Consider the following 15,786-nt stretch of genomic DNA (forward strand, 5'->3'; position numbering starts at 1 on the left):
ATGAACACCCTGGCCATCGCTCAAACGCCCACGCCCGGTTCACCGTTGCGACGCTTTTCCAACCTGCTGTACCGGCGCCCCAACCTGTACCTGTCGATGTTGCTGGTGCCGCCGCTGATCTGGTTCGGCGCGATCTACCTGGGCTCGCTGCTGACCTTGCTGTGGCAGGGTTTCTACACCTTCGACGATTTCACCATGGCGGTCACGCCGGACCTGACCCTGGCGAATTTCGCGGCGCTGTTCCAGCCGTCGAACTTCGACATCATTTTGCGCACCCTGAGCATGGCGATAGCGGTGTCCATCGCCAGCGCCATCGTCGCGTTCCCGATTGCCTACTACATGGCGCGCTACACCAGTGGCAAGACCAAGGCGTTTTTCTACATCGCGGTGATGCTGCCGATGTGGGCCAGCTATATCGTCAAGGCCTATGCCTGGACGCTGCTGCTGGCCAAGGGTGGCGTGGCGCAGTGGTTCGTCCAGCACCTGGGCCTGGGGCCGGTGTTGCAGTTCGTGCTGGGGATCCCGGGCGTGGGTGGCAGCACCTTGTCCACCTCACACCTGGGGCGTTTTCTGGTATTCGTCTACATCTGGCTGCCGTTCATGATCCTGCCGATCCAGGCGTCCCTGGAGCGTCTGCCGCCATCGCTGCTGCAAGCCTCGGCCGACCTGGGCGCCAGGCCACACCAGACGTTCATGCAGGTGATCCTGCCGCTGTCGATCCCCGGTATCGCCGCCGGCTCGATCTTCACCTTCTCGCTGACCCTGGGGGATTTCATCGTGCCCCAACTGGTGGGCCCACCGGGCTACTTCGTCGGCAGCATGGTCTACGCCCAGCAAGGCGCCATCGGCAACATGCCCATGGCCGCGGCGTTCACCCTGGTGCCCATCGTGCTGATCGCCCTGTATTTATCCATCGTCAAGCGACTGGGAGCTTTCGATGCACTCTGACTCTCAAGACCGGGCCTCGTGGGGCTTGCGGATCGCGGCGTGGGGCGGGCTGGTGTTCCTGCATTTCCCGATCCTGATCATCTTCCTCTACGCCTTCAATACCGAGGACGCCGCGTTCAGCTTCCCGCCCAAGGGCCTGACCCTGAAGTGGTTCAGCGTCGCCTTCGCGCGCCCGGATGTGCTGGAGGCGATCAAGCTGTCGTTGCAGGTCGCGGCCATCGCCACGTTGATCGCCATGGTGCTTGGCACCCTGGCCTCGGCGGCGCTGTACCGACGCGATTTCTTCGGCAAGCAAGGCATTTCGCTGATGCTGATCCTGCCGATTGCCTTGCCAGGCATCATCACCGGTATTGCGCTGCTGGCGACCTTCAAGACCTTGGGCATCGAACCAGGGATGTTCACCATCGTCGTCGGCCATGCCACTTTCTGCGTGGTGATCGTCTACAACAACGTCATCGCCCGCCTGCGCCGCACCTCCCACAGCCTGATCGAGGCCTCGATGGACCTGGGGGCCGACGGCTGGCAGACCTTTCGCTACATCATCTTGCCCAACCTGGGGTCGGCACTGCTGGCCGGCGGGATGCTGGCGTTTGCGCTGTCATTCGACGAGATCATCGTCACCACCTTCACCGCCGGCCACGAACGCACCTTGCCGCTGTGGCTGCTCAACCAACTCAGCCGCCCTCGCGATGTGCCAGTGACCAACGTGGTGGCGATGCTGGTGATGATGGTCACGATGGTGCCGATATTGGGCGCGTATTACCTGACCCGTGGGGGGGAGAGCGTGGCCGGTAGCGGCGGGAAATAGATTTCACTGTGGAACCGGATCCCTTGTGGGAGCGGGCTTGCTCGCGAATGCGGTGTGTCAGCTTCGCAAGTAGCGGATGACACACTGCATTCGCGAGCAAGCCCGCTCCCACAGGAGTCACAAACAAGAATCAAGAGGACATGGACATGCAAACCAAACTGCTGATCAACGGCCATCTGGTGAACGGCGAAGGCCCTGGCCAGGCGGTGTTCAACCCATCGCTGGGCCGGGTGCTGGTGGAGATCAATGAAGCCAGCGAAGCCCAGGTCGATGCCGCCGTGCGCGCCGCCGATGCCGCCTTCGAGGCCTGGTCGCAAGTGCCGCCCAAGGACCGTTCCCTGTTGCTGCTCAAGCTGGCCGATGCCATCGAAGCCCACGGCGAAGAACTGGCGGAACTGGAGTCGGACAACTGTGGCAAACCCTTGAGTGCCGCGCTGAACGACGAGATCCCGGCGATTGCCGACGTGTTCCGCTTCTTTGCCGGCGCCAGCCGCTGCATGAGTGGTTCGGCAGGCGGCGAATACCTGCCGGGGCACACCTCGATGATCCGCCGCGACCCGGTGGGCGTCATCGCCTCCATCGCGCCGTGGAACTACCCGCTGATGATGGTCGCCTGGAAAATCGCCCCGGCCCTGGCGGCCGGCAATACCGTGGTGCTCAAGCCGTCGGAGCAGACCCCGCTGACGGCGCTGCGCCTGGCGGAACTGGCGTCGGAGATTTTCCCGGCCGGCGTGCTCAACGTGATCTTCGGTCGTGGGCAGACCGTCGGCAACCCGCTGGTCACCCACCCGAAAGTGCGCATGGTGTCGCTGACCGGCTCCATCGCCACTGGCTCGAACATCATTTCCAGCACATCCGACAGCGTCAAACGCATGCACATGGAACTGGGCGGCAAGGCCCCGGTGATCATTTTCGACGACGCCGATATTGACGCGGCGGTGGAAGGCATTCGCACTTTCGGTTTCTACAACGCCGGCCAGGACTGCACCGCCGCCTGCCGCATCTATGCCCAGAAAGGCATTTACGAGCAGTTCGTCGAGAAGCTCGGCGCCGCGGTGGGGAGCATCAAGTACGGCCTGCAAACCGCGCCAGACACCGAGATGGGCCCACTGATCACCGCCCAGCACCGCGACCGCGTGGCCGGTTTCGTCGAACGGGCCATCGCCCAGTCGCATATCCGCCTGATCACCGGCGGCAAGGCCGTGGACGGCAACGGGTTTTTCTTCGAGCCGACGGTGCTGGCCGACGCCCAGCAGGATGACGAAATCGTCCGTCGGGAAGTCTTCGGGCCAGTGGTGTCCGTCACGCAGTTCCTCGACGAGGCACAAGTGCTGGCCTGGGCCAACGATTCGGACTACGGCCTGGCCTCATCGGTGTGGACCGCCGACATCGGCCGTGCCCATCGCCTGTCAGCACGCCTGCAGTATGGCTGCACCTGGGTGAACACCCACTTCATGCTCGTCAGCGAAATGCCCCATGGCGGTCAGAAACGTTCCGGCTATGGCAAGGACATGTCCATGTATGGGCTGGAGGATTACACGGTGGTGCGGCATGTGATGTTCAAGCATTGACGCCAAGACAACCTTGGCAACACATGCCCACGCCTGCCCCGCGTTCGTCCTGCTAAGGTTTTCGTCGATCGGTGCACGCTCGCCGGTTGACGCAAATCCTGGCAGCACCTAGGGTGTCTACAACGTATACACCTTGGAGATCAGCCATGGCCTCGCCCGTTTTGTCCTTTCGTGTGGAAGAAGGTCTGGCCCAACAGCTGGACTTGCTGGCCGCCGCCACCGACCGCGACCGTCAATATCACCTCAAGCGTGCACTGGTCCGATATGTGGAGGCCGAATCCTGGCATCTGCAAGCCATCAGCGAAGGCATAGCCGATGCCGACGCTGGAAACCTGACCGATCTGGACGCCGTGAAGGCTAAGTGGGCAAAACGTGCCGAGCATCGTACTGACCGACAAAGCACAGAGTGACCTCGACTCGATCCACGAACATTACCAAAGCGCCATCCTGGAGACACTGCGCCAACTGCAACGCTTTCCCGGCTCGGGGCGTCCGTCAGTCGTTCCTGATATTCGAGAGCTGGTACTGACGCGCTACCCATTCGTAGCCCCCTACCGGCTCATGCATGGGCAACTGCAGGTCCTGCGGATACTGCACCAGCGCACCGAACGTCGCCAGGACTGGTCGTTGGAGTGATGTCGGCCGGTGCTCCCCGCCCCGGCCGCTAAAACCGCGAAACACTGCGCATCGCATCCACCAGATAGCGCATGGCGATGCGGTCGTTTTCCGACAACTCCCGATAGCGCTCCACCAGTCTCAATTCTTCCAGGCTGAGCCGGCGTGTCCTGCGTGGGTTGGTCAGGCCTGGAAAGATCCCCAGCATTTCGGTAATGCCCTGTATTTTTGTCATGAGTTGTCCTTCTTTACGTCGAGGTTGACCTGATAACGCCGTCTGAATCCGGGTTAGATCGCCTATCACGCTAAAGAATAGGGAGGATTCAAAGCGTGAAAAGGGAGTTTTAGAGTAATTAGTCAAAAAAAGTCGGAATCGACATAAAAAAAGAAATAACTGTAAGAAAATTTGACCAAGCCACGCTTTCCTTGCTCTCAAAGCCCGTATTTCCCCTATGATTTTGCGCCTCGGTGAACCGATCCTGCTCTCAGGCATCTGTTCTAACGTTCGTCGCGTTTGGCCAAAGGCATGTCCGAACTCATTTATCAGTCTCTGTAGTCAGGATCGGCTCGGGACTGTTTCGAGAAAGGTTGTATTTATGCACCGCAGGAATCTGCTCAAGGCCTCCATGGCCTTCGCCGCCTACACTGGGCTGTCGGCCTCCGGACTCATGGCCGCACGCGCCTGGGCCGCCGATCAGACTGCCGACGGCGAAGCCCGCCCCTTCGATTTCAACGGTTTGAAGGATCAGGCCAAGCGGCTGGCCGAGAGCCGCTATGTCGACACCAAGCAAGTCCTGCCAGAAACCCTGGCCCAAATGTCTCCGCTGCAGTTCAACGCCATCCAGTACGACGTCAATCACTCGCTATGGAATGAGCTGGACGGGCAACTGGACGCACAATTCTTCCACGTCGGCATGGGCTTCAAGCAGCCGGTGCGCATGTACAGCGTCGACCCGAAGACGCGCATGGCCCGTGAGGTGCACTTCCGCCCGGAGCTGTTCAACTATCAGAAAACCACGGTCAACACCTCGCAATTGAAGGGTGACCTGGGCTTCGCCGGCTTTCGCGTCTTCAAGGCGCCGGAGCTGGACCGGCACGACATCCTTTCGTTCCTGGGGGCCAGCTACTTCCGCGCCGTGGATGCCAGCGGCCAATACGGGCTGTCGGCCCGCGGTTTGGCCATCGACACCTATGCGAAGAAGCGCGAGGAGTTCCCGGACTTCACCAAGTTCTGGTTTGAAACCCCGGACAAGAACAGCACCCGCTTCGTGGTCTATGCCCTGCTCGACTCCCCCAGCGCCACCGGTGCCTATCGGTTTGACATTGATTGCCAGCCGACCCGGGTGGTGATGGAGATCGACGCGCACGTCAATGCCCGTACTGCCATCGAGCAGCTGGGCATCGCCCCCATGACCAGCATGTTCAGCTGTGGCACCGTCGAACGGCGCATGTGCGACACCATTCACCCGCAAATCCACGATTCCGACCGACTGGCCATGTGGCGCGGCAACGGCGAGTGGGTGTGCCGGCCGTTGAACAACCCCGCCACCCTGCAATTCAACGCCTTCGCCGACAAGGACCCGAAAGGTTTCGGCCTGGTGCAGACCGACCACGACTTTGCCAGCTACCAGGACACCGTGGACTGGTACAGCAAGCGCCCAAGCCTGTGGGTCGAACCGACGACGGCCTGGGGCGAAGGCTCGGTCGACTTGCTGGAGATTCCTACCACCGGCGAAACCCTGGACAACATTGTCGCGTTCTGGACGCCGAAAAAACCGGTGGCCGCCGGCGACTCGCTGAACTATGGCTACAAGCTCTACTGGAGCGCACTGCCGCCGGTCAGCACCGACCTGGCCCACGTCGACGCCACCCGCTCAGGCATGGGCGGTTTCATCGAAGGCTGGGCACCGGGCGAGCATTACCCGACCGTCTGGGCCCGTCGCTTTGCCGTGGACTTCAGCGGCGGCGGCCTCGACCAACTGCCGCCGGGCACCGGTATCGAACCCGTGGTGACCTGCTCCCATGGCGAAGTGAAGGACTTCAACGTGTTGGTGCTGGATGCAATCAAGGGCTACCGCATCACATTCGACTGGTACCCGACCGACGACAGTGTAGAGCCGGTGCAGATGCGCCTGTTCATTCGCACCAAGGACCGGACCTTGAGCGAGACCTGGTTGTACCAGTACTTCCCGCCGGCACCGGACAAGCGCAAGTACCCCTGAGCCCTGCTGCGTCCGGGATGACGCCTTCGCGAGCAAGCCCGCTCCCACATGGAGGTGGGTGTAAATCAGAAGTTCTATGATCAACAAAAATCCCTTGTGGGAGCGGGCTTGCTCGCGAAGACGGCGGTACAAGCACTAAAGATTCCAGATAAACAAAAGCTCCGGCCAATGACGACCGGGGCTTTTTTGTTTTACCAAACACTCAATCGCGCAAATCCGACTCATGAATCGGCTGGTCCCGATGCGTGGCCCGCTGGTACTGCGCCGGCCACGTGGCCTTGCGGCCGCCCAGGTCATCATCGGCATGCAAGGCCCAGTACGGATCACGCAACAATTCGCGGGCCAGGAAAATGATATCGGCCTGGCAGGTGCGCAGGATGTGTTCGGCCTGGGCCGGCTCAGTGATCATGCCGACGGTGCCGGTGGCGATTTCCGACTCCTTGCGCACCCGCTCGGCGAAACGGGTCTGGTAACCCGGGCCGGTGGGAATTTCCGCATTGGCGGCCGTGCCGCCCGATGACACATCGATCAGGTCCACCCCCAGCGCCCTGAAGCGCCGCGCCAGCTCCACGGTTTCGTCCGGGTTCCACCCGTCCTCGACCCAATCGGTGGCGGAAACGCGAACGAACACCGGCAGTTCTTCAGGCCATACGGCCCGCACCGCTTCGGTGACTTGCAGCACCAGGCGGACGCGATTTTCGAACGAGCCACCGTATTGATCGCGCCGCTGATTGCTCAAGGGCGAGAGGAACTGATGCAGCAGATACCCATGGGCCGCGTGAACCTCGACCACTTTGAAGCCGGCCGTGAGGGCGCGCTTGGCCGAATCGACGAAGGCCTGGATCACACCGGCGATCTGCCCGTCGTCCAATTGGACTGGCTGGGTGTGCTGCGGGTCGAAGGCAATCGGCGATGGACCGACCGGCATCCAGCCGCCATCCGCCGGCTTGACGCTGCCATGCTTGCCCAACCAGGGTCGCCAGGTGCTGGCCTTGCGTCCGGCATGGGCCAGTTGTATGCCCGGCACGGCCCCTTGGGCGGTGATGAACCGGGTGATGCGTTGCAAGGGTTCGATCTGTTCATCGTTCCACAGCCCCAGGTCCTGGGCGGTGATGCGGCCGTCGGCGGTAACAGCGGTGGCTTCGGTGAACACCAGGCCGGCACCGCCCACGGCACGGCTGCCCAAGTGCACCAGGTGCCAATCGTTGGCCAGGCCATCGGTGCTCGAATACTGGCACATCGGCGATACCGCGATGCGATTGGGCAGGGTCAATTGGCGAAGGGTATAGGGTTCCAGCAGCAGACTCATGGGGCACCTCTCGAATCAGTGGGCAGGCTCCAGGGTTCTGTTTGAAAAGTCGACGAGTGACAAAAGGTGCAACACCCGCCCCCGCGGGCAAAAAACTCGACAAGACGTCACAAGGGCTATCAAGCAGTGCTTAGAGCCTAGTCGACAACCCGGCAGGACGGAGGGTTCAGAACTTAAAAACCGACGGTGTGGCGAGGGCGCTTGCTCCCGCTTAGGTCGGTCACTGTGTGGCGAGGGGATTTATCCCCGCTCGACTGCGAAGCAGTCGCGAACCCGGCCAACGCCGTTTGACTGGAGAAATGCGGTGCCGGGACATTTTGGGGGCTGCTGCGCAGCCCAGCGGGGATAAATCCCCTCGCCACAAGAAGTCATCACTTAATCGATAGCACTTGTGGCTACCGCGGCTCGATATGGGCAATCATCAATTGCACCGTTTCCTGACCGCGGAACTCGTTGAGGTCGAGCTTGTAGGCCAGTTCCACCCAGCGCACGGTAGGGTTGGGCCAGATCTCGCGGTCGATGCCAAAGGCGATGCCATCAAGCTTCACCGAGCCGCACTCGCTCTTGAGGACGACCTTCAGGTGCCGCTCGCCCACCACGCGCTGTTCGACCAACTGGAACAGGCCGTGGAACATTGGCTCAGGAAAATGCTGGCCCCAGGGGCCGGCGTGGCGCAGTGCCCGGGCCAGTTCCAAGTGGAACTCCTCGACCGCCAGGGTGCCATCCGACAACAGTCGGCCGGTCAGGTCTTCTTCACGCAATTGCCGGCGCACTTCCGCGTCGAACGCTTCGGCGAACAACGGAAAATTCGCCTCCGGCAGCGTCAGTCCCGCCGCCATGGCGTGACCGCCGTACTTGCTGATCAGGGTGGGATGCTGCGCCGCCACCACGCTCAGCGCATCGCGAATGTGAAAGCCCGGCACCGAGCGGCCCGAGCCCTTGAGCAAACCGTCCCCGGCATCGGCAAAGGCGATGGTCGGACGGAAATAGCGCTCTTTCATCCGCGAAGCGAGGATGCCGATGACCCCTTGGTGCCACTGCGGATCGAACAGGCACAAACCGAACGGCATCGACTCCACCGGCAGGTCCTTGAGCTGGGCCAGGGCTTCGCGCTGCATGCCCTGCTCGATGGACTTGCGGTCCTGGTTCATGCCGTCCAGTTGCGCGGCCATCTCCCGCGCCAGGGCCGGGTCGTCGGTGAGCAGGCATTCGATGCCCAGGCTCATGTCGTCCAGGCGCCCCGCCGCATTCAGACGCGGCCCGAGGATAAATCCGAGGTCGGTGGAGGTAATCCGTGAAGCATCGCGCTTGGCCACTTCCAGGATTGCCTTGATGCCGGGCCGGGCACGTCCGGCGCGAATCCGTTCCAGGCCTTGGTGCACCAGGATCCGGTTATTCGCGTCCAGGGGCACCACGTCGGCCACGCTGCCCAGGGCCACCAGGTCGAGCAATTCGCCGATGTTCGGCTGGGGTGTGCTGGCATACCAGCCCAGGCTGCGCAGACGCGCCCGCAGCGCCATCAGCACATAGAAAATCACCCCGACACCGGCCAGGGCCTTGCTCGGGAACTCGCAGCCCGGCTGGTTCGGATTGACGATGGCGTCGGCTGCCGGCAGTTCAAGGCCGGGCAAGTGGTGGTCGGTGACCAGCACCTGGAGCCCCGCCGCTTTCGCCGCCGCCACGCCTTCCACACTGGAAATACCGTTATCCACGGTGATCAGCAACTGCGGTTCGCGGGCCAGGGCGACTTCGACGATTTCCGGGGTCAGCCCGTAGCCATATTCGAAGCGATTAGGCACCAGGTAGTCGACATGGGCCGCACCGAGCAGACGCAACCCGAGCATGCCCACGGTGCTGGCGGTCGCGCCATCGGCGTCGAAGTCACCCACGATCAGGATGCGCTGGCGTTGCTCCAGCGCCGTCACCAACAGATCCACCGCGGCGTCGATCCCCTTGAGCTGCTGGAAGGGAATCAAGCGCGCCAGGCTCTTGTCCAGTTCAGCCTCGGACTGCACGCCACGCGCTGCGTACAGGCGGGTCAACAGGGGCGGCAGGTCACCGAGAAATGGCAGGGTATCGGGCAGTTGGCGGGGTTCTATGCGCATGGGGTGACGAAAACTTCTCTTTAATGGTGAAAATCCTGGTGGCGAGGGAGCTTGGCACTGTAGGAGCTGCCGAAGGCTGCGATCTTTTGATCTTTTGATCTTTCGCTTGAGACTCAAGCGTCAGGGGAAAGATCGCAGCCTCGTTGCACTCGACAGCTCCTACACAGCTCCTACAGTCCCGGTGGGTTCAACCACGCTCGCCCAGCAACCATTGCAGCTGGACTTCATGTTGGCCACGGTCGTCGGTCACGAAAATCGTGCCCTCGCTGATCATCACATCCCACTTGATCACCCGGGGCATGTCCTGGGCCAGGGTTTCGAGCACTTCCTGGGGCACGGCGGCGATGTTGACGTTTTTCAGGTTCTTGACCGCCGGGATCACCTTGCCTTCCCAGACCCGCAGGCTGCCGTAGGCCAGCAGGCTGGTGCGCTCGGTCCGGCGCGAGCACCAGGTCAGGCGATCGGCATCCGGCTGACCGACTTCGATCCAGTGCAGCACACGGTCATCCAGGCTTTTTTCCCACAGCGCCGGCTCATCGACGTCTGACAGACCACGACCAAACGCCAGCAGTTCGTTGTACCAGAACGCGTAGGCCAACAGGCGCACGGTCATGCGCTCTTCGGTTTCCGAAGGGTGGCGGGCGATGGTCTGCTTCACACTCTCGTACACATTGCGGTCAAGGTCGGTGAGGTTCAGTTCAAACTTATAGGTCGTGGACGGCTGGGCCATGAACGGGCTTCTTGATACGAGGAAAGGCGGCAAGTCTAACCGATGACGCGGGCAATCCACGAATTGCCGACCATCAACCTGCGGCGACCGGCCTTGGCCTATGATAAAACGCTCTATTCGTTCTGCCTTTGTCCTACAGGATCTGTCATGTCGCTTACTGCCAAACCCCTTGCCGGCGTCAAAGTCATCGAACTCGGCACCTTGATCGCCGGGCCCTTCGCCTCGCGCATCTGCGGTGAATTCGGTGCCGAAGTCATCAAGGTCGAATCGCCCGACGGCGGTGACCCCCTGCGCAAGTGGCGCAAGCTGTACGAAGGCACCTCGCTGTGGTGGTTCGTCCAGGCACGCAACAAGAAGTCCCTGACCTTGAACCTCAAGCACCCCGAAGGCCTGGTGATCCTGAAAAAACTGATCGGCGAAGCCGATATCCTGATCGAGAACTTTCGCCCCGGCGTACTGGAAAAGCTCGGCCTGGGCTGGGATGTCCTGCACGCACTGAACCCGAAACTGGTGATGGTGCGGCTTTCGGGCTTCGGCCAGACCGGGCCGATGAAGGATCAACCGGGATTTGGCGCGGTGGGCGAATCCATGGGCGGCCTGCGCTACATCACCGGTTTCGAGGACCGTCCGCCGGTGCGCACCGGAATTTCCATCGGCGACTCCATCGCCGCCCTCTGGGGCGTGATCGGCGCATTGATGGCCCTGCGTCACCGCGAGATCAACGGCGGAACGGGGCAAGTGGTGGACGTGGCCTTGTACGAGGCGATTTTCGCCATGATGGAAAGCATGGTGCCGGAGTTCGACGTGTTCGGCTTCATCCGTGAGCGCACCGGCAACATCATGCCCGGCATCACCCCCTCGTCCATCCACACCAGCGCTGACGGCAAGCACGTACAGATTGGCGCCAACGGCGACGCGATCTTCAAGCGCTTCATGCAGATCATCGGCCGTGACGACCTGGCCAATGACCCGCAACTGGCCAGCAATGATGGCCGCGACAGCCGGCGTGACGAGCTCTACGGCGTCATCGATCGCTGGGTCAACTCGCTGCCGCTCGATAGCGTTATCGACCAACTGAACCAGGCCGGAGTGCCGGCCAGTCGGATCTTCAGCGCCGAGGATATGTTCAGCGACCCGCAGTTTCTGGCTCGTGAAATGTTCCTGCAGGCCAAGTTGCCCGACGGCAAGGCGTTCAAGATGCCGGGGATCGTACCGAAACTCTCCGACACCCCGGGCACCTCCGAATGGGTCGGGCCGGCGCTGGGTGAACACAACGCACAAGTGCTCGGCGAGCTTGGCTACGACGCGCAGCAGATCACCAAACTGCGCGCCGACGGGGCCATTTGACGCTCTGTAGGGGCCAGTCACCGAAGATCAAACGGTGGGAGCGAGCTTGCTCGCGATAGCGTCCGTTCAATCGACTTGATGTTGACTGGCACACCGCAATCGCGAGCAAGCTTTGCTCCCACAGGTCCTGCTCAAACAGATCTGACGGGTGTACGACCGCAAGAGCCAGGCCGGCTACTAGGCCGCCTCGCGGTGGACGTTGATCTCGGCGCCCCGTTAACCACGCTGGCCGAACGCAGGCATTGCGCAGTGGGCCCACGGAGCAATGCCTTCGTTCGGGCATGCCGAGACTAGGCGAGGCACCAAGTGGTGGGGCAGAAGCGTTTTGCTTACTTTTGACTGGGCCGGCTTCCGGGCTTCTCAAAAGTGAGCCGCCGTCAGGGCGGAACCCTAAGCCGCCGTTACCGCAGCAATGGATATGTACCCGACCATCAGGCCGCCATCGCGAGCAAGCTTTGCTCCCACAACGGCGCCAGCGCCTGACAGAACGCGCTAAAAACGTAAAAGCCAGGCAAAAAGAAACCCCGAGAAGTGGGGAGACGACTCGGGGTTAAACGTAACCAATCAAGGTTCGTACAACAAGCGACAAGCACCGGAGCACAATGCTCGCTCTTGTTGGTAAAGAGTCTGACTCATCAGGACGTAGGAAGGTTCCCACAAAACCCCAGTCAATTCGCCCCGACCATGACCTTGTCGCGCGCCAGATTGCGCAGCGCCGCAATCACACAGGGCTCCAGGCGGCCCTCGGCAATCAATACATCGCGATGCAGGCCATCGACCACATCCGTCAACTGACGCTTGTCGGTCAATTGGGCCTGATTGAACACTCGCTCGACCATGATGGCCCCGGAGGTATTCTTCAGCGTCACCAGGCATTCGCCCTTGGCGCCGGAGGGAGTCAGCGTGACCTGATACGGGCTCAAGGCTTCATTCAGCAATAGGCTGATACTTTCCATTCGCTCACCCTTCAATAGTCCGAAAACAACTGCATGTTCACAGTAAGTGACCGTGGGCCGCAGCAGAAAGTTCGTCAGCGCACCGAACCGGCACGCCTCCAACCTGTTCAACCGAGCATGCGCGCCCAATATGACAGGCAAACAACAGCCTTCTCTTGAAGTCTTGGCGTGGTGACGGTCGGCGTCAGGCCATCAACTTGTCGCAACGGCGCCATCGACGCCCGGCATCGGTCCAGCCCCCCAGAATGCCGCGCAACTGCCCGTCAGCCCCATAGAAGGGCACCGACCAATGATAGATTTCCCGCAATCCGCTGCTGAACATCAATTGTCGGTCGACGAACCGGGACTGGCCGGTGCGCAATTGCTCCATCACCTCCCCATGCAGCAACTCGGCAGTGGCCGGCGGGAATGCCGCCGAATCCGTCAGCCGCGTGCCCCGCAGCTTTTCGAAGCGGGTCGCAAACTGGTCCTCGTAGCTTTTGTTGCACATGATCAGGCGCCCTTCCAGATCCCGGATGAAAATCGGGTCGGGAATGGCATCCATCAAGGCCCGCTGGAGCATCAACTGGTCCTTGAGGACCGCCTCGGCCTTGAGACGCTGGTCGATCTGTATCTGCAGGCGACGGTTCCATAGCAGGGACAGGAGGCCGAACACCACGACCACGGTCACGCACCAGTACCCCCAGCGGGACACCCGCTCCCAGATCGATGGCGCCTGGACGGGTGTGATGCCGGCCATCCATTTGGAACGCAGCGCGCGCATGTCCTTGGCCGGGAAGGCTTCCAGGGCTTTGTTCAAGATGCTCAGCAGCACGGTCAGGTCCTGGCGTACCGCGAGGTAATCGGGTTCCCACTTGCCTTCAAGGCCCCTTCCTACCTGCAATTGTCCCGCCGGATAGAGATGCACCCCGGTTTCATTTTCGATGGTGGCATAGGCCTCCCGGCTCTCGACCAATGCCCGCGCTTCGCCATAGGTCTTGGTCGTGCGCAATTCGATGGCCGGGTAGTCGCGCCTGATCTCCGCTTCCAAGGCATGCCGCGCCGGCAACGCCAGGACCTTCCCTTCCAGCTGTTCCAGCGAATGGAGAATCGACTCTCCGTCACGGCCGACAAATACCCAGCCCGAGCCACCAAATGCATGGCTGAAACTCAGGAAATCCCTGCGTTCGTCATTCATCGCCAAGAGGGTCGTCATGTCGGCTTCGCTGTTCTCCAGCAGCGTCAGCAACTCGCCGGGGGAGAACGACTCTCGATGCACGAACTCAAGGCCAGTCATTTGCGTAATGCGCTGGAGAATGTCGTGGTTCAGACCGTTCCACTGCCCCAGTTCATTCTTGAACAGGTACAACGGAAACTGCGTCGTGGCCACGATGACGCGGGGGTTCTCCTTGATCCACTTCAATTCCTGCACATCCAGCACCAGCCGCTCGCCAGGATTGAACGGCGGCGTGTCGAAAGCCGCCAACTGTGCCGCATTGCCCCCTTGCGCCCAGTACATCAGGGCCAGGCCCATTACCCAGCCCCGGGCTGGCTTGCCTTTGCTAAAAAACGACATCTGCATTTCCTTCGAGATGACTCGCCCGTTCCTCCAAGGGCGAAAACCCGACCAGTTTGGCATGCAGAAACAAGAAAGCCCGTCAGGAGACGGGCTTCAAAATGTGACAGGTTTGCGCGGTCAGAGCGGCTTGCCGCGGTTCCCATGCTGACTGACAAAGGCCTGCACGGCCTTCAAGTCGTTGGGCAACACGGTGCAACGCTCATCTCGCTCAAACAAATCAGAAAGATGCGCAGGCAGTTCGAGCGCTTTTCCTACACCGGCTTTCTCCACGGCTTCCGGGAACTTGACCGGATGCGCCGTGCCCAGGATCACCATCGGGATGTCCAGGCTACGACGGCACTCACGAGCGGCCCTGACGCCAATGGCCGTGTGCGGATCGAGCAACTCACCGCTCTGCTCGAACACCTCGGCGATGGTTTCGCAAGTCTGCTCATCGTCCACGGCCAGGGAGTCGAACAACTTGCGGGCTTCGGTCCAGCGCTCAGGCTCGACGCTGAAACCGCCGCCCTGGCGGAAGCTGTCCATCAGGCCGGCAATCGCCGCACCATTGCGCCCGTGCAGGTCGAACAGCAGGCGTTCGAAGTTCGACGACACCATGATGTCCATCGAAGGCGACAGCGTGGCGTGCAGGGTTTCCTTGACGTACTGGTTGCCGCTCATGAAGCGGTGCAGGATGTCGTTGCGGTTGGTGGCGACGATCAATTGATTGATCGGCAGGCCCATGTTGCGCGCCAGGTAGCCGGCGAAGATATCGCCGAAGTTGCCGGTCGGCACCGAGAACGACACGGAGCGGGCCGGGCCGCCCAATTGCAGGGCCGCGTGGAAGTAATAAACGATCTGGGCCATGATCCGCGCCCAGTTGATCGAGTTCACCGCCACCAGCCGCGTGCCCTTGAGGAAGCTCTGGTCGGCGAAACTGGCCTTGACCATTTCCTGGCAGTCATCGAAGTTGCCTTCGATGGCGATGTTGTGGATGTTATTGCCGAATATCGTCGTCATCTGCCGACGTTGTACTTCCGAGACCCGGTTGTGCGGGTGCAGGATGAAAATGTCGACGTTATCGCAATGCTTGCAGCCTTCGATGGCCGCCGAACCGGTGTCGCCAGACGTGGCACCGACGATCACCACACGCTCGCCACGCTTTTGCAGCACGTAGTCCAGCAGGCGACCGAGCAATTGCAGGGCGAAGTCCTTGAACGCCAGGGTCGGGCCGTGGAACAGCTCCATGACCCATTCGTTACCGTTGAGCTGACGCAGCGGTGCGATGGCATTGTGGGAAAAGACGCCATAGGTCTCTTCCAGGATTTTCTTGAAATCGGCGTCCGGGATGCTGCCGGTGACGAACGGGCGCATGACCCGGAACGCCAGCTCGTGATACGGCAGGCCGGCCCAGGAAGCGATTTCTTCCTGGGTGAAGCGCGGCAGGTTTTCCGGCACATAGAGACCGCCGTCCGTGGCCAGGCCGGCCAGGAGGACATCTTCGAAATTCAGGGCCGGTGCCTGGCCGCGGGTGCTGATATAGCGCATGGGGCAAACCTTCGGTTTGGGCTTCAAGCGTTGAAGCTGCAGGCGATACATTCAAAGGCAAGTGTGCCTTCGTTCGCAGCCTGCAACTTA

The 15,786-nt window shown here is 61.4% G+C and carries 14 protein-coding genes; 7 read left to right on the plus strand and 7 right to left on the minus strand.

Annotation, left to right across the window (positions count from 1 at the left end; all coding sequences use genetic code 11):
• From CFII68_RS07020 to CFII68_RS07000, 5 genes are all read left to right on the plus strand, one after another.
• Entirely contained in the window at positions 1–948 is a 948-nt protein-coding gene (locus tag CFII68_RS07020; protein ID WP_018611082.1) for an ABC transporter permease, read from the plus strand.
• Positions 938–1,756: an ABC transporter permease gene (locus CFII68_RS07015; RefSeq protein ID WP_018611084.1), complete on the plus strand. Its 819-nt coding sequence runs from the start codon at positions 938–940 to the stop codon at positions 1,754–1,756. The genes CFII68_RS07020 and CFII68_RS07015 overlap by 11 nt, the downstream gene beginning before the upstream one ends.
• A 146-nt stretch (positions 1,757–1,902) precedes the next feature.
• Complete coding sequence (locus CFII68_RS07010) at positions 1,903–3,327, plus strand: gamma-aminobutyraldehyde dehydrogenase (RefSeq protein WP_018611085.1); 1,425 nt, start codon at positions 1,903–1,905, stop codon at positions 3,325–3,327.
• Between the two features lie 146 nt (positions 3,328–3,473).
• Entirely contained in the window at positions 3,474–3,737 is a 264-nt protein-coding gene (locus CFII68_RS07005; RefSeq protein ID WP_003198119.1) for a CopG family ribbon-helix-helix protein, read from the plus strand.
• Positions 3,700–3,963: a type II toxin-antitoxin system RelE/ParE family toxin gene (locus tag CFII68_RS07000; protein WP_018611088.1), complete on the plus strand. Its 264-nt coding sequence runs from the start codon at positions 3,700–3,702 to the stop codon at positions 3,961–3,963. The genes CFII68_RS07005 and CFII68_RS07000 overlap by 38 nt, the downstream gene beginning before the upstream one ends.
• A 28-nt stretch (positions 3,964–3,991) precedes the next feature.
• Here CFII68_RS07000 and CFII68_RS06995 read toward each other — a convergent pair whose 3' ends face one another.
• Positions 3,992–4,177 carry a hypothetical protein gene (locus CFII68_RS06995; protein ID WP_003198116.1) on the minus strand — a complete coding sequence of 62 codons (186 nt, stop codon included), beginning with the start codon at positions 4,175–4,177 and terminating at the stop codon, positions 3,992–3,994.
• Positions 4,178–4,538: 361 nt separating this feature from the next.
• Here CFII68_RS06995 and CFII68_RS06990 point away from each other — a divergent pair, with 361 nt between their 5' ends.
• Entirely contained in the window at positions 4,539–6,164 is a 1,626-nt protein-coding gene (locus CFII68_RS06990) for a glucan biosynthesis protein D (RefSeq protein ID WP_018611092.1), read from the plus strand.
• A gap of 202 nt (positions 6,165–6,366) precedes the next feature.
• On the opposite strand, the gene CFII68_RS06985 is transcribed toward CFII68_RS06990, so the two are convergent.
• From CFII68_RS06985 to CFII68_RS06975, 3 genes are all read right to left on the minus strand, one after another.
• Positions 6,367–7,473, minus strand: a complete 1,107-nt coding sequence (locus tag CFII68_RS06985) for an NADH:flavin oxidoreductase/NADH oxidase (protein ID WP_018611094.1) — start codon at positions 7,471–7,473, stop codon at positions 6,367–6,369.
• 395 nt (positions 7,474–7,868) lie between these two features.
• Entirely contained in the window at positions 7,869–9,578 is a 1,710-nt protein-coding gene (recJ, locus tag CFII68_RS06980; RefSeq protein WP_018611096.1) for a single-stranded-DNA-specific exonuclease RecJ, read from the minus strand.
• A gap of 187 nt (positions 9,579–9,765) precedes the next feature.
• On the minus strand, positions 9,766–10,308 hold the full coding sequence (locus CFII68_RS06975) for a YaeQ family protein (protein ID WP_018611098.1): 543 nt from the start codon (positions 10,306–10,308) through the stop codon (positions 9,766–9,768).
• A gap of 147 nt (positions 10,309–10,455) precedes the next feature.
• Between CFII68_RS06975 and CFII68_RS06970 the strand changes: the two genes are divergently transcribed.
• Positions 10,456–11,655, plus strand: coding sequence for a CaiB/BaiF CoA-transferase family protein (locus CFII68_RS06970; protein ID WP_018611099.1), 1,200 nt, complete (start codon positions 10,456–10,458; stop codon positions 11,653–11,655).
• Positions 11,656–12,323: 668 nt separating this feature from the next.
• On the opposite strand, the gene CFII68_RS06965 is transcribed toward CFII68_RS06970, so the two are convergent.
• The 3 genes from CFII68_RS06965 to thrC all read right to left on the minus strand — a co-directional run bounded on the left by CFII68_RS06965 (position 12,324) and on the right by thrC (position 15,696).
• Positions 12,324–12,611, minus strand: coding sequence for a DUF3509 domain-containing protein (locus CFII68_RS06965; protein ID WP_018611102.1), 288 nt, complete (start codon positions 12,609–12,611; stop codon positions 12,324–12,326).
• 184 nt (positions 12,612–12,795) lie between these two features.
• A complete protein-coding gene (locus CFII68_RS06960) occupies positions 12,796–14,166 on the minus strand; it encodes a transporter substrate-binding domain-containing protein (RefSeq protein WP_018611105.1) in 1,371 nt (456 codons plus the stop codon).
• Positions 14,167–14,286: 120 nt separating this feature from the next.
• A complete protein-coding gene (thrC, locus tag CFII68_RS06955) occupies positions 14,287–15,696 on the minus strand; it encodes a threonine synthase (protein WP_018611107.1) in 1,410 nt (469 codons plus the stop codon).
• Between the last annotated feature and the right edge of the window lie 90 nt (positions 15,697–15,786).

The organism is Pseudomonas sp. CFII68, assembly GCF_000416195.1.
Taxonomy (GTDB): Bacteria; Pseudomonadota; Gammaproteobacteria; order Pseudomonadales; family Pseudomonadaceae; genus Aquipseudomonas; species Aquipseudomonas kilonensis.